This window comes from Achromobacter anxifer, assembly GCF_903652925.1.
GTDB classification, from domain to species: Bacteria; Pseudomonadota; Gammaproteobacteria; order Burkholderiales; family Burkholderiaceae_B; genus Achromobacter; species Achromobacter anxifer.
Genome location: NZ_CAHLAR010000011.1, coordinates 212,284 through 237,502, shown reverse-complemented (window position 1 = coordinate 237,502; position 25,219 = coordinate 212,284). Strand labels below are relative to the sequence as shown.

The 25,219-nt window shown below is 67.5% G+C and carries 19 protein-coding genes; 7 read left to right on the top strand and 12 right to left on the bottom strand.

The window, feature by feature from the left end; genetic code table 11:
* The first annotated feature begins 44 nt into the window (after window positions 1-44).
* From HWY37_RS28445 to HWY37_RS28435, 3 genes are read left to right on the top strand one after another with little or no spacing between them, the layout of a single operon-like run.
* Window positions 45-1,016 (top strand): glycosyltransferase family 9 protein, encoded by a 972-nt coding sequence (locus tag HWY37_RS28445; protein WP_175208629.1) that lies wholly within the window; start codon window positions 45-47, stop codon window positions 1,014-1,016.
* 16 nt (window positions 1,017-1,032) lie between these two features.
* Window positions 1,033-1,797 (top strand): YdcF family protein, encoded by a 765-nt coding sequence (locus tag HWY37_RS28440; RefSeq protein ID WP_175208628.1) that lies wholly within the window; start codon window positions 1,033-1,035, stop codon window positions 1,795-1,797.
* On the top strand, window positions 1,788-2,078 hold the full coding sequence (locus tag HWY37_RS28435) for a YkgJ family cysteine cluster protein (protein WP_175208627.1): 291 nt from the start codon (window positions 1,788-1,790) through the stop codon (window positions 2,076-2,078). The genes HWY37_RS28440 and HWY37_RS28435 overlap by 10 nt, the downstream gene beginning before the upstream one ends.
* A gap of 77 nt (window positions 2,079-2,155) precedes the next feature.
* Here HWY37_RS28435 and HWY37_RS28430 read toward each other — a convergent pair whose 3' ends face one another.
* From HWY37_RS28430 to dnaE, 7 genes are read right to left on the bottom strand one after another with little or no spacing between them, the layout of a single operon-like run.
* Window positions 2,156-3,304 carry a glycosyltransferase family 4 protein gene (locus HWY37_RS28430; RefSeq protein ID WP_176090329.1) on the bottom strand — a complete coding sequence of 383 codons (1,149 nt, stop codon included), beginning with the start codon at window positions 3,302-3,304 and terminating at the stop codon, window positions 2,156-2,158.
* Window positions 3,279-4,004 carry a polysaccharide deacetylase family protein gene (locus HWY37_RS28425; RefSeq protein ID WP_175208625.1) on the bottom strand — a complete coding sequence of 242 codons (726 nt, stop codon included), beginning with the start codon at window positions 4,002-4,004 and terminating at the stop codon, window positions 3,279-3,281. Before HWY37_RS28425 ends, HWY37_RS28430 begins: the two co-directional genes overlap by 26 nt.
* 24 nt (window positions 4,005-4,028) lie before the next feature.
* Window positions 4,029-5,138 carry a glycosyltransferase family 4 protein gene (locus HWY37_RS28420; protein ID WP_175208624.1) on the bottom strand — a complete coding sequence of 370 codons (1,110 nt, stop codon included), beginning with the start codon at window positions 5,136-5,138 and terminating at the stop codon, window positions 4,029-4,031.
* Entirely contained in the window at window positions 5,135-5,887 is a 753-nt protein-coding gene (locus tag HWY37_RS28415) for a glycosyltransferase family 2 protein (protein WP_175208623.1), read from the bottom strand. Before HWY37_RS28415 ends, HWY37_RS28420 begins: the two co-directional genes overlap by 4 nt.
* Entirely contained in the window at window positions 5,884-6,732 is an 849-nt protein-coding gene (locus HWY37_RS28410; RefSeq protein ID WP_176090328.1) for a polysaccharide deacetylase family protein, read from the bottom strand. The genes HWY37_RS28415 and HWY37_RS28410 overlap by 4 nt, the downstream gene beginning before the upstream one ends.
* Window positions 6,729-7,829 (bottom strand): glycosyltransferase family 4 protein, encoded by a 1,101-nt coding sequence (locus HWY37_RS28405; protein ID WP_175208621.1) that lies wholly within the window; start codon window positions 7,827-7,829, stop codon window positions 6,729-6,731. The genes HWY37_RS28410 and HWY37_RS28405 overlap by 4 nt, the downstream gene beginning before the upstream one ends.
* Window positions 7,829-11,323 carry a DNA polymerase III subunit alpha gene (dnaE, locus tag HWY37_RS28400; protein WP_175208620.1) on the bottom strand — a complete coding sequence of 1,165 codons (3,495 nt, stop codon included), beginning with the start codon at window positions 11,321-11,323 and terminating at the stop codon, window positions 7,829-7,831. The genes HWY37_RS28405 and dnaE overlap by 1 nt, the downstream gene beginning before the upstream one ends.
* 140 nt (window positions 11,324-11,463) lie before the next feature.
* On the opposite strand from dnaE, the gene lpxO reads away from it, so the two are divergent.
* Window positions 11,464-12,363, top strand: coding sequence for a lipid A hydroxylase LpxO (lpxO, locus tag HWY37_RS28395; protein ID WP_176090327.1), 900 nt, complete (start codon window positions 11,464-11,466; stop codon window positions 12,361-12,363).
* A gap of 51 nt (window positions 12,364-12,414) precedes the next feature.
* Here lpxO and HWY37_RS28390 read toward each other — a convergent pair whose 3' ends face one another.
* The 3 genes from HWY37_RS28390 to hrpA form a co-directional block, all read right to left on the bottom strand.
* Window positions 12,415-13,710 carry an ABC transporter ATP-binding protein gene (locus HWY37_RS28390; protein WP_175208618.1) on the bottom strand — a complete coding sequence of 432 codons (1,296 nt, stop codon included), beginning with the start codon at window positions 13,708-13,710 and terminating at the stop codon, window positions 12,415-12,417.
* A gap of 12 nt (window positions 13,711-13,722) precedes the next feature.
* A complete protein-coding gene (locus tag HWY37_RS28385) occupies window positions 13,723-15,456 on the bottom strand; it encodes an ABC transporter permease (protein WP_175208617.1) in 1,734 nt (577 codons plus the stop codon).
* Between the two features lie 130 nt (window positions 15,457-15,586).
* Window positions 15,587-19,516, bottom strand: a complete 3,930-nt coding sequence (gene hrpA / locus HWY37_RS28380; RefSeq protein ID WP_176090326.1) for an ATP-dependent RNA helicase HrpA — start codon at window positions 19,514-19,516, stop codon at window positions 15,587-15,589.
* A 216-nt stretch (window positions 19,517-19,732) separates the two neighbouring features.
* Between hrpA and argA the strand changes: the two genes are divergently transcribed.
* The 3 genes from argA to HWY37_RS28365 all read left to right on the top strand — a co-directional run bounded on the left by argA (window position 19,733) and on the right by HWY37_RS28365 (window position 23,558).
* Entirely contained in the window at window positions 19,733-21,091 is a 1,359-nt protein-coding gene (argA, locus tag HWY37_RS28375; protein ID WP_175208615.1) for an amino-acid N-acetyltransferase, read from the top strand.
* A gap of 96 nt (window positions 21,092-21,187) precedes the next feature.
* Entirely contained in the window at window positions 21,188-21,460 is a 273-nt protein-coding gene (locus HWY37_RS28370) for an oxidative damage protection protein (RefSeq protein ID WP_013392664.1), read from the top strand.
* A gap of 145 nt (window positions 21,461-21,605) precedes the next feature.
* Window positions 21,606-23,558, top strand: a complete 1,953-nt coding sequence (locus HWY37_RS28365; RefSeq protein WP_176090325.1) for a phosphocholine-specific phospholipase C — start codon at window positions 21,606-21,608, stop codon at window positions 23,556-23,558.
* 69 nt (window positions 23,559-23,627) lie between these two features.
* Here the strand turns inward: HWY37_RS28365 and phoU are convergent, their stop codons facing one another.
* Both phoU and rpiA read right to left on the bottom strand, forming a co-directional pair.
* Complete coding sequence (phoU, locus tag HWY37_RS28360; RefSeq protein WP_176090324.1) at window positions 23,628-24,350, bottom strand: phosphate signaling complex protein PhoU; 723 nt, start codon at window positions 24,348-24,350, stop codon at window positions 23,628-23,630.
* A gap of 172 nt (window positions 24,351-24,522) precedes the next feature.
* Window positions 24,523-25,203 (bottom strand): ribose-5-phosphate isomerase RpiA, encoded by a 681-nt coding sequence (gene rpiA / locus HWY37_RS28355; RefSeq protein WP_175208612.1) that lies wholly within the window; start codon window positions 25,201-25,203, stop codon window positions 24,523-24,525.
* Window positions 25,204-25,219 lie beyond the last annotated feature (16 nt).

Below are 25,219 nucleotides of genomic sequence, written 5' to 3'. Positions count from 1 at the left end.
GCCCGGACCGTCCCTTTTAGCCCTGACGCGCCTAGCGCCCTTCCATGTCCGATATCAGTTGCCTGTACGTCCGGCTGCCCAATTGGGTAGGCGATGTTTGCATGAGCCTGCCCAGCCTGCGCGCCCTGCACGCCAGCGGCCTGCCCCTGGTGATCTGCGCCCGCCCCTGGGCCCGCGACCTGCTCGACGGGGTGGCCAAGCAGGATTTCATCCCCATGCGCGGCAAGGTCGGGCCGGACCGGGCCGCGGTCAGCGCCCACCGGCGCGGCCTGGGCGCCCAGGGCCGCCGCGCCCGCGGGCTGCTGCTGCCGGACTCGCTGTCCAGCGCGCTGGTGTTCCGCCTGGCGGGGCTGCCTTCGGCCGGCTACCGCGACGATGGCCGCAGCTTCCTGCTGCGCTGGCCCGTCAACAAGCCGGACGACTCGCTGCATGCGGTCCAGTCCTGGCATTACCTGACCCGCCAGGCGCTGACCCGCTGGGGCCTGCCCAGCGGCCCAGCCGAACCGGGGCCCACCCTGGACCTGCCCCTGACGCCGGCCCACCGCAGCGCCGCCGACCTGGCGCTGGAGGCAGCCGGAATGGCGGGCCAGCGCTTCGTCCTGATCGCGCCGACCGCCACCGGCCTGCACAAGGGCAAGATCAAGGTCTGGCCGGGATTCGATACACTTACCCGGGCTTTGCAGGCCCGCGGCCATACCGTGGTAATGTGCCCACCTCCGGCCGAAACCGAGGAGGCGCGGCGCAATGCCCCTACGGCGCTCTTGCTGCCCCCCCTTTCACTGGGCGCTTTCGCGGCGCTCACGGCCCGGGCGGCGCTGGTAATTTGTAACGATTCTGGTGTCTCTCACGTCGCGGCGGCGGCCGCCGCCAGGGAACTGACCCTGTTCGGCGTGACCCGCCCGGGACGCACCGGTCCGTGGTCGCCACGGGCCGTGTGCGTGGGCTCGGAGCATGCATGGCCGTCCGTCGAGGAAGTTGAGCAGCAGGCCAACATCCTGCTGGACGAGACGCAGTAATCAGGATTGTTTTGAAATGACCTTGTCCAGCTATCTCACGAATCTGATCATTCCTTACAACTTGTGCATGACCCTGGTCGTCGTCGGACTGGTGCTGGGGCTGTTCCGGCTGCGCAAGACCGGCGGCGCGCTCATCGTCGCTGGCCTGTTGTGGGCGCTGGCCTGGTCTCTGCCGGTTACGTCACTGTGGCTGGGCGGCGCGCTGGAATCCCGCTATCCGCACCTGGCACCCGCCGAATCCCCCACGGCCGACGCCATCGTGGTGCTGGGCGGCAATACCGCCAATGGCCGCGCCAACTGGTTCCTGCCCTACGACAAGGACACGGCGGTGGTGCGGGTGGATATGGCGGCCCAGCTCTATCTGGCCGGACGCGCCCCCAAGGTGCTGCTGTCCGGCGGCGCGCTGGAAGGCGACGTCAGCGAAGCGCGCGGCATGGCCCATGCAATCCGCCAGCAAGGCGTGCCCGAGTCGGCCCTGATCCTGGAGAACGCCAGCCGCACCACTTATGAAAACGCCGCTTTGACCGAGGACCAGCTCAAGTCGCGCGGCATCGGCAAGGTTCTGCTGGTGACGTCGGCGCTACACATGCCGCGCGCCATGGCGGCCTTCTCCAAACAAGGCGTGGAAGCCATCGCCGCCCCGGCGCCGCCGCAGATCGTGGCGCCGACCGACGGTTCGCTGCCGCTGTGGCTACCTGACCAGCGCACGTTCGACGCCAGCCGTTCCATCATCAAGGAATACGCCGGCCTGTTCGTCTATTGGCTGCGCGGATGGGTCTGAGCGCGACCGCCCCGGCCGCGCTGGAATGCCGGCCCGGCTGCGGCGCCTGTTGCATCGCGCCGTCGATCACCCGGCCGATTCCTGGCATGCCTCGGGGCAAACCCGCCGGGGTGCCCTGTATCCAGCTGCTGCCGGACATGCGCTGCGCGATTTTCGGCCAGCCGTCCCGCCCGGATTTCTGCGGCGGGCTGCAACCCCAGGCTGATATGTGCGGCGCCGACCGCGTACATGCGATCCGCTGGCTGGACGAACTGGAACGGGCGACCGCGCCCGGCCACTGAAGCCGGCCACCCTGCCCCGAGCCTTGCGGCCCGGCCAGCCTGGTCCGTCCCGCCAACCCGGTCAGCCCCGGCCAGCCTCAGCCGCGCTCCTGCAGCACCTTTTCGTACAGCGCCTCGTAACGCGCGGCCACGGCTTCCCAGCTTTGCTCGCGGGCGATTGCCAGGCCGCGTTCGGCCAGGGCCGCACGCAATCCGGGTTCGGAACCCAGCCGCTCCAGCGCCTGCGCCAGCTGCGCCCCATCGCGCGGGTCCTGCAGGATGAGCGCATCCTTGCCCGCCGACAGGTATTGCGCGAAGCCGCAATAGGCGGGCGAACTGACCACCACGGGCAAGCCGTGCGACATGGCCTCCAGCGGCGCCATGCCGTAGCTGTCGTTGAGCGTCGGGTGCGCATAGATGTCGGCGGCGCTGAAGTAGCGCGCGACATCGGGCGTGGGGTCGATCAGGGTGACGCGGCTGGCGATTGCGCCGGCCGCCTGCACGCGATCGCGGGTGGGCTGGTCTGCGCCCACCACCAGCAGCCGGTATTGCGGCGGCAGTTGCGCCAGAGCGTCCAGCAGGGCCGGCAGTCCCTTGCGCAAGGGATTGCGGGCGACCAGCAGGCAGCCGATGGTGTCAGCGTCCCAGCCCAGGCTGGCGCGGGTCGCCTCGCGTCCGTCCATCTGCGCGGCGGTGGGCAGCTTGACCCCCGGCGCGATGATGTCCACCGGCAACTGCGGACCATAGCTGCGGTGCAGCTGGTCCATGATCAGGCCGGACACCGCCACCACCCGCCGCGCCGGCGCCTGGCGCACGCGCCACTTTTCCAGCAGCAGGTAGGTGGCCAGGCGCGGGCTGAGCCAGGCGGTCAGGCGCTTCAGAGGCTTGACCCGGGTCAGGCGGTTGTAGCGCACCGGCGTCACGTGCATGACCTGGATTTCTCCGGCCCAGCCGTTCATGTGCGAATGCACGATGTCGTAGCGGCCGCGGGTCAGGCGGTCGGCGCGCCAGGCGAAATACAACACGCGCATCCAGCTGGGCAACCAGCCCGGGAAACGCACGGGCAGGAAGGGAAACGGCAGATCGCTGTCGAAATCGCGCGCCACCACGGAGACGTCGTGGCGCTGGCCCAGCACCCGCATCAGCTCCACGCCATAGGCTTCGGCGCCGCCAAAGCGGTTGCCGAAGCGGTCGACCAGCAGCGCGATGCGCAGGCGCCGCTCAAGCGCGCCGGCGGGAGTCTTCATACCGGGTCAGGCACTTCTGCAGGAAACGGATGATGTTGGTGGAGCGCGACACCGTCACCCGCGGCAGGCCGAAGGGATCGTCGGAGGCCGCCGCCAGGCCGCGCTGGGTCAGCGTGGCGTTGTCGTAGCCGGCCTCGCGCGCCATGACCCGGTGCTCCGGGCCGTGGTCGCCATAGGGATAGCAGAAGGCCGTGACCGGCGCGCCCAGCGCCTGCTCCAGCTCGTCCTTGGACTGGACGATCTGGCGGCGGGCTTCCTCGGGCGCCATTTCAGGCAGATGGACGTGGTCCAGCGTATGCGAGCCGACCTCGTTGCCGGCCTGCGCCCATTCCCGCATTTCGTTCACGGTCATCAGGGCCGAGAAGGGAATGCCTTTTTCCAGGTCCCACACATTGCCGCCGTCGAACTGGTGCGCCACGAAATAGTTGGTGGCGGTAAAACCCAGTTCGCTCAAGACCGGCATGGCGTTGTGGTGCACGTTACGGTAGCCGTCGTCGAACGTGAGGCCGAATACCTTGCCCTGGCGCTCGCCGCGCACATAGGGCATGACGTCGCGCATGGACAGGCCGCGATAGCCCAGCCGGCGCATCCAGCGCATCTGCCGGGCGAAGCTGTCGGGGTGCACCGTCAGGCCGCGAAACGGCGTGCCCTTGGGATTGGGCTCGCCGATCTGGTGGTACATGAGTATGGGGATAGACATAGGGACGGATTATAAAGCCCGGCCTCAAGCCAGCGTGCGCCGGTATACGTCCACTGTGGCGGCCGCGAAACGTTCCAGGTTGAAGTCCCGCAGGCTGGTTTCCCGGGCGCGGGCGCCCATGGCGCGCACGGCTTCGGGGTGATCCAGCATGAAGCGCAGCTTGGCGGTGATGGCGGGCACGTCGCGGGCCGGCACGATCCAGCCGTCCACGCCGTCGGTCACGTTCTCGGGCAGGCCGCCCGCGTCGCTGACCAGGGCGGGCAGCCCCAGCCCCATGATCTCGCGGCAGGCGAACGACAGGGCCTCGCGATACGACAGCACGAAGCCGGCATGGCAGGACGCCAGCGCCGCCCGCACATCGTCGAGCAGGCCGGGAAACCGAACCTGCTCGATCATGCCCAGTTCGCGCACCCGCGCCAGCTTGGCCTCGTTGGGTGGATCGCCCGCCACCATCAGCAGCACGCGCTTGCGGTCCTCAGGCGGCAAGGCTGCGGCCGCAGCCACCAGGTCGAGCCAGCCCTTGTCGTAGTCGGTGCCGCCGGCGCTGCCCAGCAAGAGCTTGCCCTGCCAATCGGGCCCGAAGAAGATGGCGCGCAGCTTGTCCAGGCTTTCCGCGGGCGGCGGCGCGAAGAAGTTGGTGTCGATGCCGTGGCGTATCGTGGTGATGGGACGCCGGCCATAGGGCGACGGCTGCATCAGACGGTGCACGTAGTCGCTGACCGCGATGGAGTGATCGGTGGCCAGCGCTGCGCGCAGCTTGTGGCCGAAGCTCGTCAGCGGATGGTCGTTGTGCTTGGTGAAGACGATGCGCGGACGCTTGCGCATGCCCAGCGTGGCCAGCATGACCTGCTTGTGGTCGGCCGAGCCGTTGGCGTGAATGATGTCGAAGCCGCCGGCCTTGATCAGGCGGCGCAGTTGCGCGCGGTCCTTGAACCAGGAGGATGGGCGCGTCGTGTACTGCATGTCCTGCACGGTCACGCCCGGAATCGCCTTGGCGTAGCGGTACAACCGGCTGGTGGCCGGCGCCGCAACCGTGATCTGGTGGTCCTTGGACAGGGCCTTGGCCAGATTGATGATGTAGGTGACGTGCCCCCCGCCATTGCCGGCGTGGAAGTTCGTGTAGAGAATCTTCACTTCTTCTTCTCGGCCAGGAACATCAGCTTTGAATAGCGGAAGAAACTGCCAGCCGACGCAGTAACGGCCAGCACCAGGCCGTGCTTGCCGTCCAGGAAGCCTCGGCGGATCAGGTAGATGCGCACAAAGGTCCAGAAACCATGGCCCAACGCGCCGAAGATCGAGGTGCGCCGGCCCTTGGCGTACATCATGGCCGCGGCGTCGGACGAGTAGCGGTTGACCTTGGTGATCAGCGCGTCCAGGTTGTCGTAGGGATAGTGGTTGAAATAGCCGCGCATCTGCAGCGGCTGGCCGTTGGCCGGCACCACCCGTTCATGCACGGCGGCGTCCGTGAAGCGCGCCGTGCCGCGCTTGAACAGCCGCAGCACGTAATCGGGCCACCAGCCGCTATGGCGGATGTCGCGGCCGCAGAAATTCGACAGGCGCGCAATCTCATAGGTGTCGGCGCGCGGCGCGCGCAGCACGTCCTGGATTTCCTGCGCCAGTTCCGGCGTGACGCGCTCGTCGGCGTCGATGGACAGCACCCAGTCGCCCGTCGCCAGGTCCAGCGCCCGGTTCTTCTGCGGCCCGAAACCGGGCCAGTCCGGCGTGACTTCCACCCGCGCGCCCAAGGCGCGCGCCAGTTCGACGGTGCCGTCAGTGCTGCCCGAATCCACCACGATGAATTCGTCGGCGAAGGCCACGGACTTGAGGCAGGCGGCAATGTTGGCCGCCTCGTTCTTGGTGATGATGATGACAGATAGCTTCATCCGCGATTCCTGAGACGCTTTTTCCAGGCTTTCCAGGCATGAAAGCGCGGGCCCCAGAAGGGATCGCGCGACAGCCAGATGCGCCGGTTCAGCCAGGAGCCGCCCTGGTTGCGCACCGCGAAACGGTAAATGTGTTCGGGGTCCGCGCCGGGGGTGTTCTGGCCGAAAGGGTCGGTAGTGTACAAGTGGCGGAACCCGGCCTGCCGGGCCGCGGCCACGTAATCGGCGTCGAAATAGCCTTGCGGCCAGCAGAGATGGTCGCTGGCGGAACCAAGGCGGCGCGCGAGGGTGTCGCGGGACTCCTGCAGCTCCTGGGCGATATGGGCACGCTTGGCATCCGCATCTGCGCCGCAGACCTTGTCCCAGCGGGTGTGGGTATGCGTGTGGGAATGGAATTCGAAGGTGCCCGCCGCGCGCATGGCCTCGATCTCGCTCCAGCGCAGCATGGCCTCGTCGGTCCTGCCGGCCGCCACCAGCTGCTTGCAGGCGTCGTGGTCGGGTGTGGCGGGCAAGGGGCCGCCCTGCCCCGCGTGCGGCCGGACGGGGCCGTCGCCGATCCAGCCCGTAATGGTGAACAGCACGGCGCGCATGCCATGGCGCGCCAGGATCGGATGCGCATGCACCCAATTATTCAGGTAGCCGTCGTCGAAGGTGATCAGCACCGAGCGTTCAGGCGCGGCGCCGCCGGCCAGGTAGGTCGCGAACTGATCGGCGGACAGCGACTGGTAGCCGGCGCGGGCCAGGCGCGAAACCTGCGCCTCGAACACCTCGGGCGTGGCCGCGATCATGCCGCCGGCCGGCGTGACGTGGTGATACATCAGCACCGGGACGTTGGGCGCGTTCATCCGGCGCGCTCCGCCAGCCATCGGGTATAGACAGCCTCGGTCGTCTCCGCCAGCCGGGCGGGCGAGAACACGCCCTCGTCCCAGACCATCTTGCGGCCGGCCTGGCCCATGCGGCGGCGCAGGGCGCCGTCGTCGATCAGGCGCTCCAGCGCCGCGGTCAGCGCCTGGGAATCCTTGGGCGGAACCAGGATGCCGGTTTCACCATCGCGGAACATTTCGGACACCCCGCCGACGTCCGTGCCGATCACGGGCAGGCCGCTGGCCTGCGCCTCGACGTAGACGGTGCCGGAGGCTTCCTGCTGCGTCGCCAGGGCAAACAGGTCGAAACCCGCCAGCAGGTTGGGCACGTCGCGCCGCATCCCCATCAGGTGGATGCGGTCCTGCAGCCCGAGTTCAGCCACATAGGCCTGGGTCTGCTCGAACACCGGCGAACCGCCGCCGACGAACACCAAGTGCAGTTTGGGCCGGCTGGCCATCAGCGGCGCGATCGCATCGATCAGGTCCTTGTGGCCCTTGGTGGCGCGCATGACGGCCACGCAGCCGACCACGATATCGTCGTCGGCCAGGCCCAGTTCCTCGCGCAGCGTGGAACGTTCGACGGGCGGCGGCAGCACGATGGGGGAATAGACGGTCGCCACCTTGCTGGCAGCCACGCCGCGGTCGATGAGGTGTTGGCGCACATGATCACTGACCGTCGTGACCCTGTGCGGCAGACAGGTGTAGGACCATAACGACCCCACCTTGTTCGACAAGTGCCGGGTCCGCACGATCAGCGGCGTTCCCGCCAGCCGTCCGGCGGCGGCGGCGATGACCGTGTCGCGTCGGCTGTGGGTGTTGAGCACGTCGAAGCGGCCTTCGCGCAGGATGCCGCGGATGGTGGCGATGCCTTTCAGGTAATTCACCGCGCCATCCATTTCCAGCGTGTGCACGGGAAAGCCGGCATCCGACAGGCGTTCGGCCAGTTGCGCATTGGGCTGGCAGATGGCTTCCATGTGATGGCCGCGCGCGCGCATGGCGGTCATCTCCTTGAAGATCCTGCCTTCCTGGCCGCCGAAGCTGGTGGCGGCCTCCGAGTGAACGATACGCAGGCTAGGCATCAATAGGTGACCTCCACGCCATTCGGCTTGGTCCACTCGTTCAGGTTGGCAAGCAGCGTGTCGGCCATGCGGACGCGCCACTCCTCGCCCAGGCGGACCGTGCACAGGAAATTGTTCTTGGTATAGACGATGTCGACCGGCACGCCGGGAATGCCGTTCTCGGGCTCGGCCCGGAACGGATTCAGCATCTGCCGCAGGCGCGCGGCGTCGGCGCTGCCGTTGAGCTTGACGCGCAGGGACTTGGCGCGGGCTTCGCGCGCCAGTTGCAGGTCGTAGAGCTGTTCGGCCACGATGCGCATGCCGCCGGAGTAGTCGTCATTGCTGACCTTGCCCTGGACGATGACGAGCTGGTCCTCGCGCAGGCGGTTGCGGTGCTTTTCGTAGAGCTCGTTGAAGACCGAGATCTCGACCTGCGCGGTGCCGTCGTCCAGCACCGCGAAGACCATCTTGCCGCGGCGGGTCATCATGACGCGCACGCTGGCCAGCACGCCGCACATCCATTGCAGGTCGCGCTGCGGCTCGACCCGCACCAGCTGCATCGGCACGATGCGGCGCACTTCGTCGCGCCAGGCGTCGAACAGGTGGCCGCTGTAGTAGTAGCCCAGCGCGGACTTTTCTTCCGTCAGCTTCTTGTGCAGGTCCCAGGGCGCGACCTTGGCCAGTTCGCCGGCCACCACGTCGCCGCTGTCGTCGCCGAACAGCGAGGCCTGGTTGGCGCTGCGCGCCGCCTGCTCGGCGGCTTCCATGGCGGTGGGCACCGAGGCCAACATCGCCGCCCGGTTGGGCTCGATGGTATCGAAGGCGCCGGCCTTGATCAGGGCTTCGATGGTGCGGCGGTTGACCGCGTGCTTGCTGACGCGGCGGCAGAAGTCGAACAGGTTCAGGAAGGGGCCGCCTTCCTTGCGCGCGCGCAGGATTTCCTCGACCGCGCCCTGCCCCGTGCCCTTGACCGCCCCCAGGCCGTAGCGCATGGTGCGCGGCGGCTTGCCGTTCTTGGTGTGCTTGTCGGCAACCGGCTCGAAGCGGTAGCCCGAGAAGTTGACGTCCGGCGGCAGCACCTCGACGCCGTTGTCCTGGGCGTCGCGGCAGAAGATCTGGACCTTGTCGGTGTCGTCCATGTCCGAGGACATGGTGGCGGCCAGGAACTCGGTCGGATGGTAGGCCTTGAGCCAGGCCGTCTGGTACGAGATCAGCGCGTACGCGGCCGAGTGCGACTTGTTGAAGCCGTAGCCCGCGAACTTCTCCATCAGGTCGAACAGCTTGACCGCCAGGTCCGGGTCATGGCCCTTTTCCTTGGCGCCCTGCTCGAACAGCTCGCGGTGCTTGGCCATTTCCTCGGGCTTTTTCTTGCCCATGGCGCGTCGCAGCAGGTCGGCGCCGCCCAGCGAATAGCCGCCGATGATCTGCGAGATCAGCATCACCTGTTCCTGGTAGACGATGACCCCGTAGGTGCTCTTCAGGGTGTTTTCCAGGTCGTCGTGGAAATAATCCACTGCGGCGCGGCCGTGCTTGCGGTTGACGAAGTCGTCCACCATGCCCGATTCCAGCGGCCCCGGTCGATACAGGGCCAGCATGGCGATGATGTCTTCGAAGGTGTTCGGCCGCAGCTTCTTCAGCAGTTCCTTCATGCCGCGCGATTCCAGCTGGAACACCGCGGTCGTGTTGGCGTCGCACAGGATCTTGTAGGCGGCCGGATCGTCCAGCGCCAGCGCCATGACGTCGAAGTCGCGCTTGTCTTCGTTGAACTGGCGCACGTAGCGCACGGCCCAGTCCAGGATGGTCAGGTTGCGCAGGCCCAGGAAGTCGAACTTCACCAGGCCGGCGGCCTCGACGTCGTCCTTGTCGAACTGCGAGACCGCGCTGTTCTCCTGGCCGGGCTGGCAATACAACGGGCAGAAGTCGGTCAGCTTGCCGGGCGCGATGAGCACGCCGCCGGCGTGCATGCCGATGTTGCGGGTCAGGCCTTCCAGCGGTTTCGCCAGGTCCACCAGCGCGCGCACTTCCTCTTCCTGCTCGTAGCGGTCCTTGAAGGCAGGTTCGTCCTTCAGGGTGCGTTCGAGGGTCCAGGGATCCATCGGGTTGAACGGAATCAGCTTGGACAGGCCGTCGCAGAACATATAGGGCATGTCCAGCACGCGGCCGGCATCGCGCACCACGGCCTTGGCGCCCAGCGTGCCGAAGGTGGCGATCTGGCTCACGGCGGCGCGGCCGTACTTTTCCTTGACGTAGTCGATGACCCGTTCGCGGTTGTCCTGGCAGAAGTCGATATCGAAGTCGGGCATGGAGACCCGCTCGGGATTCAGGAAGCGCTCGAACAGCAAGTCGTAGCGGATCGGATCCAGGTCCGTAATGCCCAGGGCGTAGGCCACCAGCGAGCCCGCACCGGAACCCCGGCCCGGTCCCACCGGCACGCCGTTGTTCTTGCCCCAGTTGATGAAGTCCTGCACGATCAGGAAGTAGCCCGGGAAGCCCATCTGGATGATGGTCTTGCACTCCCAGCGCAGGCGTTCGTAGTACTGCTCGCGCTTGGATTCGCGTTCGGCCTCGTCGGGGAACAGGAAAGCCATGCGCTTTTCCAGGCCCTCTTCCGACAGCTGGACCAGGTAGTCGTCCAGGCCCACGCCCTCTGGCGTGGGGAAATTGGGCAGGCGCGGCTTGCCCAGCACGAGGCTCAGGTTGCAGCGCTTGGCGATTTCCACCGTGTTGGCCAGCGCCGAGGGCACGTCGGCGAAGCGCCGCGCCATTTCCTCGGAGCTGAGCAGGTACTGCTCCTTGCTGAACCGGCGCACGCGGCGCGGGTTGGCCAGGATTTCGCCTTCGGCGATGCAGACGCGGGCCTCGTGCGCCTGGAATTCGAATTCGTCCAGGAACTGGACCGGGTGCGTGGCCACCACCGGCAGGCCGGCCTCGCTCGCCAGGCGCATCGCGGCCTGGGTGTAGGCCTCGTCGCCGTCCATGCCGGCGCGCTGCAATTCAATGTAGTAACTGCCCGGGAACACATGCGCCCACTGGCGCGCCAGCGCCAGCGCCGACACGGCGTTGCCTGCGTCCAGCGCCTGGCCCACGTCGCCGCCGCGTCCGCCGGACAGGGCGATCAGGCCCTCCTGCCCCTGCAGCCATTCGCGGCGGATCTCCGCGCGGCCCTTGCCCTGGTTCGTCAGGAAGGCCTTGGTCAGCAATTCGCAAAGATTCAGGTAGCCCTGGTGGTTGCGCACCAGCAGCAGCAGCCGGAAAGGCTTGGCCGGATCTTCGTCGTTGGACAGCCAGACGTCGCAGCCCGCGATGGGCTTGACGCCGGCGCCGCGCGCGCCCTTGTAGAACTTGATCAGGCCGAACAGGTTCGACAGATCGGTCAAGGCGACCGCGGGCTGGCCCAGCTTGGCCACGCGCTTGATGAGATCGGGGATGCGCACGATGCCGTCCACGACCGAGAACTCGGAGTGCACGCGCAGATGAACAAATGGGGACGGGGTTGTTACGGCTTCTTCGGACATAAAGGGAATTGTACCTAGTCAGCGTGGTCCAAGCCGAGGCCTCTGCGATAGCGCAAAGGGCCGCGCAGGCGCCTGTGTAACAATACACGCTGCACGTCACCCCCCATGCCCGGCATGGGATTCACGCACGAGATTCACCTATGAAATGGCTAATCCCCGGGATCTGGCTGGCCGCCATCCTGTTTGCGCACTTCCGCGGCCGCGTCAAGCTGCCGCTGGGCCGGCAATTGCTGGACCATTCGGTGCTGCTCGCCCCCGTCAACGCCTTCATGGTGCTGAGCTCGCGGGTCCCGACCACGCCCTACCTGACGACCAGCGAGATCGCGGAACTGAAGGTATTGGACGACAACTGGGAGACGATCCGCGAAGAGGCGGTGCAGATGGCCGAACTGCGGCGCATCAAGGCCGCCGACACCCATAACGACATCGGCTTCAATTCCTTCTTCAAGTACGGCTGGAAGCGCTTCTACCTGAAGTGGTATGACGCGCGCCACCCGTCGGCCGAGGAACTCTGCCCCAAGACCGTCGCCATCCTGAAGACGCTGCCCAAGGTCAAGGCCGCGATGTTCGCCGAACTGCCCCCGGGCGGCCAGCTCAACCCGCACCGCGATCCGTTCGCCGGGTCCCTGCGCTACCACCTGGGCCTGGTCACCCCGAATGACGACCGCTGCCACATCATCGTCGACGGCGAGGAATACAGCTGGCGCGACGGCGAAAGCGTGGTGTTCGACGAAACCTACGTGCACGAAGCCTACAACCGCACCGACCAGAACCGCATCATCCTGTTCTGCGACGTGGAGCGCCCCCTGAAGTGGCGCTGGGCCGAAGCCTTCAACCGCTGGTTCGGCCGGGTCGTCATGTCGGCCGCCAGTTCGCCCAACGACGGCGGCGACCAGACCGGCGCGATCAACAAGCTGACCCACGCGCACTGGGTCATCGACCAGAAGCGCAAGGCCTTCAAGGCCTGGAACCGCAAGGTCTACAAGACCACCAAGTACGGCCTGATCATCCTGGTCATCGCAGGCTTCCTGGCCCTGTAGCGGCCGGCGGCGCCCGGCAGGCCGGGCGCCCTTCTTCCGCGCGGCAGACCCCTAGGCCGGGTCCGGGGCGGGCAGCGTCAGCAGCCCGGTATGGTAGTCATAGCCATAGATCTCGCCGTAGCGCCCCCATTCCACCGCGATCTTCAGCACCCGCTCCGCCTCGTCGGGCTTCAGGAACTCTTCCAGCGAGTCCAGGAAGTCCTTTTCTGGCAAGGCGCCGGTGGGCTCCTGTTCCAGGCTGTGGCGGATATGTGCGGCCAAGGGCACGTGCGCCAGCAGCTGGCGGCCGAAAATCGCCTGCTTCTGGGCCTGCTCCGCCAGCACGTAGCGCTGGCCCAGCGGCGTCAGGAAGATGTCGCCGCGGTCGATCCTGGCTAATCCGAACAGGCCCAGCGCTTCGCAGGCCGGCAGCAGGTCGTCGTCCGAGATCTCGGCCTCCTCGGCCAGCTTGGGCAGGTCGGCACGGCCGTTGAACGGCGCCTCGGCCAGCACGTCCAGCACCCCTTCCATGCGTTCGACCTCGGTCTGCGGAAAGCGGTAGCCCAGGCCCTGCTGCAGCGGCGTGGGCACGTCATGCGCGGGCCGCATGGTCATCAGCGCATAGACCTCGTCGATCAGCGCGCGCACCGGCGCCGAGTCCACATTGCGCGGCCGCGGCAGGCCCACCATGATCTGGCTGCGTATGCGTCCCGGGTCGCTGGAGAACACGATGATGCGGTCGGCCATCATCACCGCCTCCTCGATGTTGTGCGACACGATCAGGATGCCCTTGGTGGAGATGCGGCTTTCGTCCCACAGTTCCAGCATGTCGTCGCGCAGCGTCTCGCCCGTCAGCACGTCCAGCGCCGAAAAAGCTTCATCCATCAGCAACACGTCGGGATTCATGACCAGGGCGCGGGCGATGCCGACGCGCTGCCGCATGCCGCCGGAAAGCTCGCGCGGCAAGGCGCCGCCGAAACCGCCCAGGCCCATCAGGTCCAGCACCGCGTCCGCGCGCTTGGCGCGCTCGGCCGGCGCCACGCCCTGCGCTTCCAGGCCCAGCTCGACGTTCTGCTGGGCGGTCAGCCAGGGAAACAGCGCGAACGACTGGAACACCATGGCGATGCCCGAGGCCGGGCCGTACACCGGCTGGCCGCGGTAGGTGACCGTGCCCTGGTCGGCGTTGACCAGTCCGGCCATGATGCGCAGCAGGGTGGATTTGCCCGAGCCGGACTTGCCCAGCAAGGCGACGATTTCGCCTTCCTTCAGCGTGAAGTCCACGTGTTCCAGCACATGCCGCTGGGTGCCGTCGGCGGCGCGGAACGATTTGCCGACGTCGTGCAGTTCGATCAGGGAATTGGGACCCATGACTTGAGACTCCTAGCGGCCGCGGTCTTCGGCCAGCAAATACAGTTTGCGCCAGAAAAAACGGTTCAGCAGCATCACGAAAATGCTCATGACGCCGATGCCCAGCGCGATGCGGTGGAAGTCGCCCTCTTCCGTCATCTGCTTGATATAGCTGCCCAGGCCGTCCGCGACCAGCGAGGTATTGCCCCAGGTCACGTACTCGGCCACGATGCTGGCGTTCCAGGAGCCGCCGCTGGCGGTGATGGCCCCGGTGATGAAGCTGGGAAAGACCGCCGGCAGGTAGACCCGGCGCCACAGCAGCCAACCCTTGAGCCCCAGGTTGCCCGCCGCCAGGCGCAACTCGTTGGGGATGGTCGAGGCCCCGGCCACCACGTTGAACAGGATGTACCACTGGGTGCCGAAGATGATCAGCGGGCTCAGCCAGATATTGGGATTGAGCTTGAGCGCCACCATCACGAACACCACCGCCGGGAACAGCAGGTTCACCGGAAAGGCGGCCAGGAACTGCGCCACCGCCTGGACCCGTTGCGAATACTTGGGCCGCAGTCCGATCCAGACCGCGATCGGCACCCAGACCACCGAAGCCAGCGTGATCAGCAGCATGACGCGCACCAGGGTGATGCCCCCCAGGCCGAGCACGTGCAGCACCTCGGCCCAGCCCACGTCCTCGTGCACGAACAGCACCAGCTTGTAGGTGGCCAGCAGCGCCCCGGCCGCCAGCAGCGCATCCCAGGTCCGCGTCCAGCGCGGGTCCGGCGTCTTGGCGCGGGCGCGGATCGAGGTGCCATCGTAGGGCACGCTGAACCAGCCCAGCGCGCGCCGCATGCGGGCCCAGAAGGCATCCGACAGCGCCTTCATCCAGCGGCTGCGGCGGGTCCAGTCCAGCAGCCAGGACTGCTGGGCGGCGTCGCCCTGCGATTCCTCGAAGCGGAACTTGTCGGCCCAGGCCAGCAGCGGCCGGAAGAACAGCTGGTCGTACAGCAGGATGCCCGCCATCATGGCGCCGATGGCCCAGGCGATGGCGCGGCCGTTTTCCGCTTCGATCGCCACCGCGATGTAGGAGCCGATGCCGGGCAGCTTGATATCCTGCCCGGCGACCGAAATGGCTTCGGCCGCGACCAGGAAGAACCAGCCGCCGGACATGGACATCATCATGTTCCACAGCAGGCCCGGCGTGGCGTACGGCAGCTCCAGCCGCCAGAACCGCTGCCAACCCGACAGCCGGAAGATGCGCGCGGCCTCGTGCAGTTCCGAGGGCACCGTGCGCATGGACTGGTACAGGCTGAACGCCATGTTCCAGGCCTGGGAAGTGAAGATGGCGAAGATCGCCGCGCATTCGACGCCCAGCAGGTTGCCGGGGAACAGCGCGATGAAAGGCGCGATGGCGATGGCCTGGAAGCCCAGGATGGGGACCGACTGCAGGATGTCCAGCATCGGGATCATCGCTTTTTCCGCCGTCCGGTACTTGGCGGCGATGGCGGCGAAGATGAAGCTGAACAGCAGCGAAAAGGCCAGCGCCGTGAACATCCGCAGGATGGTGCGCAGCAGGTAGTACGGCAGGTAGACCGGGTCCAGCGAGATAGGCAGCTCTTCGCCGATGGCGAATGGCCGGCTCATCTGGGAGGCGCCGTAGGCCATCAGCGCCAGCACGGCCAGCACCAGGGGCAGCAATGCCCAGTCCCAGCGGTTCGGGGTCGAACGGGACGACGCGCCCGGGCGGGTACGCGTGCTGAAAAGCTCGAACATGGCGGCTATGCTCCTGGGAGCTGCGAGGAAAGGCCCGCGCATTGAAGCATAACCAGATGACGCGTCTCTGAACGGAAAACGACCTGAAATCTGGCGGTAATACGGGACGGCTCGCGCCGTCCCGCCGCGTTCAGCGCTTCAGGGATTCCCAGCTTTTCATCAGGCGTTTCACCGAGACCGGCATGGGCGTGCGCAGCTCCTGGGCGAACAGCGCCACCCGCAGCTCTTCCAGCAGCCAGCGGAACTCGTCCAGCCGGGGATCGGGCGCCCCCTTCAGCGCCGACCTGGCCCGCTGGTACTGCGTCAGCAGCGGCGCCATTTCGGCCACCAGCTTGGCGTCGCGCGCCGGATCGGCGCGCAGCTTGTCGATGCGCGCCAGCACCGCCTTGAGGTAGCGCGGGAAATGCGCCAGCTGCGCGTACGGCGTGTCGCGGATGAACCACTTGGGCATCAGCGCGCCCAGCTGGGCCTGCAGGTCGGCGTAGGCCGCGGCGTGCGGCTTGGCCTGGGGCAGCTTGCGCTGCACCGCCGCCCACTCCGTCAGCACCGCGCCCGCCAGCCGCGCCACTTCCTGCGCCAAAAGGCCCAGCCTGCCCTTGCCTTCGGCCCGCCGGGCCTCGAACTGCTGCTCGTTCACCGGCCAGGGATCGGCCAGGCAGGCCTGCCCCAGCGCGCAATCGATGATCTGGTCGCGCAGCTCTTCCTGCGTGCCCAGGGTCATGTAGAGCATGCTGATCTTGGTCAGGTCAGACAGGTTCTTTTCCAGGAACTTGACCTGTTCGCGCAAGCCCAGGCGGAACAGCCTGAGCAAGCCGGCGCGGTGGTGCTTGCGCGCTTCGTCCGGGTCATCGAACACGTCCAGGTCGCAATGCGCGCCGCGGTCCACCAGCGCCGGATAGCCGATCACCGACTGGCCACGCCGCTTGATCTCCATGATTTCCGGCAAGGGGCCGAAGGACCAGGAGGTCAGGTTCTCGTGCGCCAGCGCCTGGGCGACCTGGGTGTCGCTGGCCGCTAGCTGCTGGAAGGTGGCCTGGGCCTGCTTGCCGAATTCGGCCCGCAGCTGCGCCAGGTTGCGCCCGGCCGCCAGCATGCGGCCATGCTCGTCCACCACCCGGAAATTCATGAACAGGTGGGCCGGCAGGGTCTCCAGCTTGAAGTCGGCCGCGGCCGGGCGGATCTGCACCTGATCCCACATGTCGGCGATGATGGCGTCCACCAACCCCTGCTGGGGATCGCCCAGGCGCTCGAACCAGCGGTCGTAAAAGCCCGCGGCGTAGTCCGGCAGCGGCACGCAATGGCGGCGCAATTTCTGCGGCAGCGACTTCAGCAGCAGATGCACCTTTTCCTTGAGCATGCCCGGCACCAGCCATTCGCAGCGCGCCGGGTCGATCTGGTTGAGCGCGAACAGCGGCACCGCCAGGGTCACGCCGTCGCGCGGCGAACCGGGCTCGAAGTGGTAGTCCAGCGCCATGGACACGCCCTGCCATTCCACCTTCTTGGGGAAGACATCGGTCGTGACGCCGGCGGCCTCGTGGCGCATCAGCTCGTCGCGGGTCAGCTGCAGCTTGGCGGCGGCCGCCTTGTCCAGCCCGGACACCCATTTTTCCAGCGTCGCCGTCTGCGAAATGTCCGCCGGCAGCTGGCGGTCGTAGAAGGCGTAGATCAGCTCGTCGTCGACCAGGATGTCGGGACGGCGGGTCTGGTGCTCCAGCTTTTCGATTCCGGCAATCAGTTTGCGGTTGTGCGCCACGAACGGCAGCCGCGTGTCGATCTCGCCCGGCACCAGGGCCTGGCGGATGAACAGCTCGCGGGCCTGGGTGGGATTGACCCGGCCGTACTGGATGCGCCGGCCCGTGTAGATGGTCAGCCCGTAGAGCGTGGCCCGTTCGTTGGCCACGACCTGCCCCGCCTTCTTTTCCCAGCGGGGGTCGGACCAGTTCTTGCGGATCAGGTGCGCGCCGACCTTTTCCAGCCACACCGGGTCGATGCGCGCCACGCAGCGGGCGTACAGGCGGGTGGTCTCGACCAGTTCGGCCGCCACGATCCAGCGTCCCGCCTTCTTCACCAGCCGCGAACCCGGATGGATGTGGAAGCGGATTTCGCGCGCGCCCTGGTAATGGCCGCCTTCGTCGCTCTTGAAGCCGATATTGCCCAGGAGGCCAGACAGCAGCGCCATGTGCAGCTGCTCGTAGGTGGCCTCGGTCTGGTTCAGGCGCCAGCCCTGCTCGCCCACCAGGGCGGCCAGCTGGGTGTGCACGTCATGCCATTCGCGCAGCCGGATCGGCGACAGGAAGTTCTGGCGCAGCAAGGCCACCAGCTTGCGCTGCGAGGCCTTGTGCTGCACCTGTTCGCCGTACCAGCGCCACAGCTTCAGGAAGGAAATGAACTCGGATTTGTCGTCGGCGAACTTGGCGTGCGCGGCCTCGGCGGCCTCGCGCTCCTGCATCGGGCGGTCGCGCGCGTCCTGCACCGACAGGGCCGAGGCGATGATCAGCATTTCCGCCAGGCACTGGTGTTCGCGCGCCGCCAGGATCATGCGGCCGATGCGCGGGTCCACCGGCAGCTTGGCCAGTTCGTGGCCCGTGCGGGTCAGCACGAAGGACGCGCCGGTGCGGGAAGCGTCGGCGTCGTCGTCCGAGGCGGACGCCAGCTCGATCGCGCCCAGCTCCTGCAGCAGATGGTAGCCGTCGGCCACCGCGCGGCCCGGCGGGGCCTCGACGAAGGGGAACTGCTCGATATCGTCCAGCTTCAGCGACTTCATCCGCAGGATGACCGAGGCCAGCGACGAGCGCAGCACCTCGGGATCCGTGAACGGCGCGCGATTGTTGAAATCCAGCTCGTCGTAGAGCCGGATGCAGACGCCCGGCCCGACCCGGCCGCAACGGCCGGCGCGCTGGTTGGCCGAGGCGCGGCTGATCGGCTCGATGCGCAGCTGCTCGACCTTGTTGCGCCATGAATAGCGCTTGATGCGCGCCAGGCCGCTGTCGACCACGAAACGGATGCCGGGCACCGTCAGCGAGGTTTCCGCCACGTTGGTGGCCAGCACGATGCGCCGCGCATTGGTGCGCGGATGGAAGATCTGTTCCTGTTCCGCCTGCGACAGGCGGGCGTACAGCGGCAGCACCTCGGTGCCGGCCGGATGGCGCTTGCGCAGCGCCTCGGCGGATTCGCGGATTTCGCGTTCGCCGGGCTGGAACACCAGCACGTCGCCCGGGCCGTGCCGCGCGCATTCGTCCACGGCATCGACGATGGCGTCGATCAGGTCGCGCTCTTCGTCGCCGGACATGCGCTCGCGGTCGCGGCCGGGCTTGGCCGGAGCGGCCTCGTCCTCCGCCAGTTCCTCGCGCACGGGGCGGTAGCGGACCTCGACGGGATACAGTCGGCCCGACACTTCGATCACGGGCGCCAGCCGGTCCTCGGACGCGGCAAAGTGCCGGGCGAAGCGCTCGGCGTCGATGGTGGCCGAGGTGATGATGAGCTTCAGGTCCGGGCGGCGCGGCAGCAGCTGCTTCAGGTAGCCCAGCAGGAAATCGATGTTGAGGCTGCGTTCGTGCGCCTCGTCGATGATGATGGTGTCGTAGCGGCGCAGGAGCGGATCGCGCTGCGACTCGGCCAGCAGGATGCCGTCCGTCATCAGCTTGATGGACGCGTTGGGGCCGGTGCGGTCGTTGAAGCGCACCTGGTAGCCCACCACCTCGCCCATGGGCGTGTTCAGCTCCTCGGCGATGCGCTTGGCCACCGAGGTCGCGGCCAGGCGGCGCGGCTGGGTGTGGCCGATCATCTTCTGGCGGCCGCGGCCCAGCTCCAGGCAGATCTTGGGCAGCTGGGTGGTCTTGCCCGACCCGGTTTCCCCGCTGACGATCACGACCTGATGGTTGGCGATGGCGCGCGCGATCTCCTGGCGCCGCGCGCTGACGGGCAGGTCTTCGGGATAGCTCACCACGGGTATGGGCCGCTCGGGGCGCGGTGCGCGGCGCGCGTTCTGCGCGTCCGCCGCTGCCGCCGGAGCCGCCGCGTCCGCGGCCTTGGGCGCACGCGGGCTGGAGGATTCAGGCATGTACGATTAGTCCGGTTAGCCCGGCATTATAAATTTCCGCGCGCCTCCTGCCGGCGCCACGGGAGGAAACCGGAGAATCCGGCACCAAATTGGCACTCTTTTCCTCCTGCCCCGGCGCGCGACGGTCATATAATTTCGCCACGCCGTCGCCCGACGGCGCCATGGCGCGGCACTGCGCCGCGTTTTGACCGACTCTCAGGAATCCTTCCACCCATCATGCCCGACCTGGAACCAGACACCGTCTCCGCCCTCGAAGCCCCAGAATTCGCACCCGCCCAGTTCGTCCGATGGTTCCGAGAGGTGGCGCCCTATGTGCATGCGTTCCGAGGCAAGACATTCGTGGTGGCGTTCGGCGGCGAACTGGTTCAGGCCGGCGCGCTGAACACGCTGGTGCAGGACCTGTCGCTGCTGTCCTCGCTGGGCATCCGCCTGGTGCTGGTGCACGGTTCCCGTCCGCAGGTCAATGAGCAGCTGCGCCTGAAAGGCTACACCCAGCAGTTCGACCGCGGCCTGGCTCCCACCGACGCCGCCGCCCTGGAATGCGCCAAGGAAGCCGCCGGCGAGATCCGCCTGGACATCGAGGCCGCCTTCAGCCAGGGGCTGCCGAACACGCCCATGTCGCACGCCCATATCCGCGTGATCTCCGGCAACTTCGTCACCGCGCGCCCCACCGGCGTGCTGGACGGCGTGGACTACAAGCACACCGGCCAGGTGCGCAAGATCGACATCGACGCGCTGAAATTCGCCATCGAAAAGGGTTCGTCCGTGGTGCTGCTGTCGCCCTTGGGCTTCTCGCCCACCGGCGACGCCTTCAACCTGGCCATGGAAGACCTGGCCACCAGCGTCGCCGTGGCGCTGCGCGCCGAAAAGCTGATCTTCCTGTCCAGCTCGCAGGGCGTGCTGAACGACGATGGCACGCTGGACACCGAACTGGCCCGCGTCGACGCCGACGCGCTGCTGGCCGGCGGCGAACTCGACGAGGAAACCCACGCCTTCCTGCAATACGCCTCGCTGGCGGTCAAGCGCGGCGTGGCCCGCGCCCACCTGCTGCCGTTCGCGCTGGACGGCAGCGTGCTGCTGGAAATCTTCACCCATGACGGCGTGGGCACCATGGTGGTGGAAGACACGCTGGACGACCTGCGCGCCGCCACCATTGACGACGTAGGCGCCATCCTCAGCCTGATCGAACCCCTGGAAGCGGACGGCACCCTGGTGCCGCGCCCGCGCAGCGTGGTCGAGCGCGACGTCGAAAACTTCACCGTGCTGGAGCACGACGGCGTCATTTACGGTTGCGCGGCCCTGCACAACTTCCCCGAGGAGCAGATGGCCGAGATGGCCTGCCTGATCGTGCATCCTGAATGGCAAGGTTCAGGCGAAGGCGAAATCCTGCTGCGCCACATGGAATCGCGCGCTCGCGCCGTCGGCGCCAAACGCCTGTTCGTGCTGACCACGCGGACCTCGCACTGGTTCATGAAGCGCGGTTTCGTGCAGGGCGGCATCGCCGACATGCCGCGCGAAAAGCAGCACAACTACAACCGCTCGCGCAACAGCCTGGTCTTCATCAAGAAGCTGTAACGCCCGGGCCGACCTCGGGCCTTGCAGGGGCTTGGCGCCGCAACGGCGCCAAGCCCGTTAAAATGCGGGATTACTCATTTCTTCCGGCAGCGAACCATGGCCCGTATCGTCAACTGTGTGAAATTGAAGCGTGAAGCCGAAGGGCTGGATTTTCCGCCCTACCCCGGCGAACTCGGCACCAAGATCTGGCAAAGCATTTCCAAGGAAGCTTGGGAAGAATGGAAGGGCATCCAGACCCGCCTGGTCAATGAAAACCGCCTGAACCTGGCGGACGCCCGCGCGCGCAAGTACCTGAAGGAACAAATGGAGCGTTTCCTGTTCGAGGACGGCACCGTCGAAGCCCAGGGTTACGTTCCGCCCTCGGCCTGATCCCGCCGCGCTCCTCAGGCCGCCCCCCAGCGGCGGCCACAGCGATCCAGCCCCTCCCCTGCGAGGGGCTGTTGTTTTTCAGAGCCCCCTGCTCTCGCCGCCCCCGCTTTAAGATGCGGACGCCGCCAGCCGTATCATTGTCGTCATGAAAGCAGAACCCAGCCCGCCCCCCTCCGCCTCCGCTCCCTCGCCGATCGAACGCGCGCTCGCCATCGGGCCCGACCGCCGCACGGGCACGCTGCAGGACGTGCAGCACGTCGTGATCCTGATGCAGGAAAACCGGTCCTTCGACCACTACTACGGCACCTTGCCCGGCGTGCGCGGCTACGCGGATCCGCATCCCGCGCCCACCCTGGCGGGCGACGTGCTGACCCAGGCCGACGGCGCGGCGCAGGTCCGCCCCTACGCCTTGCAGGCGGAGTACGCCAGCGACGTGCCGGTGGGCTACATCACGCCGCACACCTGGGACGATGCCCAGCGCGCCTGGAACGACGGCCGCATGGACCAATGGCTGTCCGCCAAGAGCCGGTTGGGCATGGGCGCCTACCGCGGCGCGGAGGTGCCGTTCCAGACCGCGCTGGCGAACGCCTTCACGCTGTGCGACGCCTACCATTGCTCGATCCACGCCGGCACCAATCCGAACCGGCTGTTCCTCTGGACCGGCACCAACGATCCCCAGGGCCTGGCCGGCGGCCCGGCCCTGGTCAACACCTTTGACCGCCTGGGTCCCGCCGGCGAAGGCTACGCCTGGACGACCTATCCCGAACGCCTGCAGGAAGCCGGCGTGGACTGGCGCATCTACCAGGACATGGCGGACAACTACCACGACAACCCGCTGGCGGGTTTCCGGCAGTACCGCCGGCAGCACGCCGGCGCAGCAGGCGAGACGCCCTTGCTCGAACGCGGCCTGTCCACCTGCACGCTCGACGACCTGGCCCGCGACGTCGACCGGGGTACCTTGCCGCAGGTGTCGTGGATCATCGCGCCCACGGCCGACTCCGAACATCCGGAAGTCTCGTCGCCGGCCCGGGGCGGCGCCTACACGGAGCGCGTGCTGGACATCCTGACCCGCAATCCGGAAGTCTGGAGCCGCTGCGTGTTCTTCGTCACCTACGACGAAAACGACTGCTTCTTCGACCACATGCCGCCGCCCGCGCCGCCCGCGCGCGACGCCGGTGGCCTCTCGGGCGGCCTGTCCACGGTGGAGCTCGACGGCGAATACCACGATGCGCGCCACGGCCCCAGCGCCGCCACCCGCGACGACCCGGCTGGCCTGCATGGCCGCGGCTTCGGCCTGGGGCCTCGCGTGCCGATGCTGGCGGTCTCGCCCTGGAGCCGCGGCGGCTGGGTCAATTCGCAAGTGTTCGACCACACCTCCGTGATCCGTTTCCTGGAGGCGCGCTTCGGCGTGGCCGAACCCAACATCAGCGCCTGGCGGCGCGAAGTGACCGGCGACCTGACCACGGCCTTCGATTTCTCCGGGGAATGCGACGCAGACGCCGGCGGCCCACGCCGGGCCCGCGCCCTGCCCTATGCGCTGGACGCGCAAGGCAGGATGGCGGCCGATGGCGGACACTACCGGCTGACCCTGCGCAACCCGGGCGCGGCCGGTGCGGTACTGCACGTCTACGACCGCCGGGCGCTTGAGCTTGCGCCCCGCCGCTACACCGTGGGCGCAGGCGCGCGCCTGGACGACGGCTGGCGCCTGCACGACGGCGGCGCCTACGACTTATGGCTGCTGGGTCCCGACGGCTATCACCGCCAGTTCCGCGGCGACGCGCGCGATGCCGGCGCGCTGGAGGCGCAAGTCGTGCCCACCGAATCGGGCCTGCGCCTGCGGCTGATCAATCGCGGCGATGCGCCGCAACCGGTGAAAGTGGAATCGCGCATGGGCGATGGCTGGAGCGCCATGGCCCACGTGCAGGCCGACGGCACGCTGGAGCTGGCCTACGCCGGCTGCCAAGGCTGGTACGACCTGGAGATAAGTTCGCCCGCCATGCCGGCCTTCGGCCGCAGGCTGGCGGGCCGCATCGACGCCGGCAAGCCCGGCGTGCCGGACCCGCGCCTGGGCGCGGGAGCCACGCTGCCCCTGGGCTGACGCCGCAGGAGTGGCATCCGCGGCGGCGCCGGACGATTGGCAAGCAGGCCAACCGTCCGGCGCCGCGGCTTACTCTTCCGTGCCGTCGTCTTCTTCGCCGCGCGCCTGGCGCTCGGTGTTCTTCACGCCGGTGTGGCGCACGTCGGCGCCCTTGACCATGTAGATGACACGCTCGGACATGTTCTTGGCATGGTCGCCGATGCGTTCCAGCGCGCGCGCGATGAAGATCATGTCGATGGCGCGCGAGATGGTGCGCGGGTCTTCGATCATGTAGGTAATGAGATGGCGCAGCGCGCCCTTCCATTCCTTGTCGACTTCCTTGTCGCTGCGCACCACGGCCGCGGCCTGAATCGGATCGAGACGGGCGAAGGCGTCCAGCGCCTGATGCAGCATGGTGCGGACATTGGCCGCCATGTGACGCAGCTCGATCACCGGGATGTGGCGCAATTCGGCTTCGTGGATGCGGCGCGCGACGGTGGCGATCTTCTCGGCCTCGTCGCCGGAACGCTCCATGTCGGTCAGCATCTTGGACACGGCCATCAGCATGCGCAGGTCGATGGCGGTGGGCTGGTGGCGCGCCAGGATGCGGCTGATGCTTTCGTCGATCTCGACTTCGTGGCGGTTGACTTCCTTTTCACGCTCACGCACCTTCTCAACCAGCGACACGTCGCCGCTAGCGAGCGCGTCGATGGCTTCCTGGATCATGGCTTCCACCAAGCCGCCCATTTGCAGGAACTGCGAACGGACGCTTTCCAGGTCCGCATCGAACTGCTTGTTTGTATGCTCCGACATGCGGGCTCCCTGCGTGGTTGGTCTCATTGCACTGCCCCGAAAAAATATTATTACGAGTTGGGCTTGCACAACCCGCAAGGTTATGACCCAAGTGTGACAGGATTATGAATGGGGGTCCCGGCGCCCGCAAGGCGAGGCGGCCGGGGTTGCAGCGAGAGCCGCGGGGCCGCTATCAGGCGCGGCGATCCAGGCGGCGGATGCCGTTCTGCGTGGCCAGCAGCGCCACGTCGGCGCCCGCGATGGCGAACAGGCCGCAGGTCACCACGCCCGCCAGATTGTTGACCCGGGCTTCGAGGCCCGGCGCGTCGGTGATGGACAGGCCCGACACGTCCAGGATGACGTTGCCGTTATCGGTGACGAATCCGTCGCGCAGCTTGGGCTGCCCGCCCAGCGCGGCCAGGGCGCGCGCCACCGACTCGCGGGCCATGGGGATGACCTCGACCGGCAGCGGGAACTTGCCCATGGTCTGCACCAGCTTGGATTCGTCGGCGATGCAGATGAAGCGCTCGGCCACCGAGGCCACGATCTTCTCGCGCGTCAGCGCGCCGCCACCGCCCTTGATCATGTGCAGGTTGGCGTCGATCTCGTCCGCGCCGTCCACGTAGATCGGCATCGTCGTGATGTCGTTCAGGTCCAGCACCTTCAGCCCATGTCCTGCGAGCCGGGCGGCGCTGCGCTCGGAGCTGGCCACGGTGCCGCCGATCCGGCCCTTGAAACGGGCCAGGCCGTCGATGAAGAGATCGGCCGTGGATCCCGTGCCCACGCCGATGATGGCGTCCGGGCCGGCGACCTGTTCAACGAATTCCAGGGCTGCGTCGGCGGCTTGCTGCTTGAGTTCTTGCTGGGAAAGCATGGCGAAAATGCGGGTA

Coding starts and splice junctions, on each gene's coding strand:
- HWY37_RS28370 (WP_013392664.1), top strand. CDS start 21,188: ATGGCCCGTATCGTCAACTGTGTGAAATTGAAGCGTGAAGCCGAAGGG.
- HWY37_RS28390 (WP_175208618.1), bottom strand. CDS start 13,710: ATGGGTCCCAATTCCCTGATCGAACTGCACGACGTCGGCAAATCGTTC.
- HWY37_RS28430 (WP_176090329.1), bottom strand. CDS start 3,304: ATGAAGACTCCCGCCGGCGCGCTTGAGCGGCGCCTGCGCATCGCGCTG.
- HWY37_RS28445 (WP_175208629.1), top strand. CDS start 45: ATGTCCGATATCAGTTGCCTGTACGTCCGGCTGCCCAATTGGGTAGGC.
- HWY37_RS28365 (WP_176090325.1), top strand. CDS start 21,606: ATGAAAGCAGAACCCAGCCCGCCCCCCTCCGCCTCCGCTCCCTCGCCG.
- hrpA (WP_176090326.1), bottom strand. CDS start 19,516: ATGCCTGAATCCTCCAGCCCGCGTGCGCCCAAGGCCGCGGACGCGGCG.
- phoU (WP_176090324.1), bottom strand. CDS start 24,350: ATGTCGGAGCATACAAACAAGCAGTTCGATGCGGACCTGGAAAGCGTC.
- HWY37_RS28405 (WP_175208621.1), bottom strand. CDS start 7,829: ATGCCTAGCCTGCGTATCGTTCACTCGGAGGCCGCCACCAGCTTCGGC.
- HWY37_RS28440 (WP_175208628.1), top strand. CDS start 1,033: ATGACCTTGTCCAGCTATCTCACGAATCTGATCATTCCTTACAACTTG.
- rpiA (WP_175208612.1), bottom strand. CDS start 25,203: ATGCTTTCCCAGCAAGAACTCAAGCAGCAAGCCGCCGACGCAGCCCTG.
- HWY37_RS28415 (WP_175208623.1), bottom strand. CDS start 5,887: ATGAAGCTATCTGTCATCATCATCACCAAGAACGAGGCGGCCAACATT.
- HWY37_RS28385 (WP_175208617.1), bottom strand. CDS start 15,456: ATGTTCGAGCTTTTCAGCACGCGTACCCGCCCGGGCGCGTCGTCCCGT.
- dnaE (WP_175208620.1), bottom strand. CDS start 11,323: ATGTCCGAAGAAGCCGTAACAACCCCGTCCCCATTTGTTCATCTGCGC.
- HWY37_RS28425 (WP_175208625.1), bottom strand. CDS start 4,004: ATGTCTATCCCCATACTCATGTACCACCAGATCGGCGAGCCCAATCCC.
- HWY37_RS28435 (WP_175208627.1), top strand. CDS start 1,788: ATGGGTCTGAGCGCGACCGCCCCGGCCGCGCTGGAATGCCGGCCCGGC.
- argA (WP_175208615.1), top strand. CDS start 19,733: ATGCCCGACCTGGAACCAGACACCGTCTCCGCCCTCGAAGCCCCAGAA.
- HWY37_RS28410 (WP_176090328.1), bottom strand. CDS start 6,732: ATGAACGCGCCCAACGTCCCGGTGCTGATGTATCACCACGTCACGCCG.
- lpxO (WP_176090327.1), top strand. CDS start 11,464: ATGAAATGGCTAATCCCCGGGATCTGGCTGGCCGCCATCCTGTTTGCG.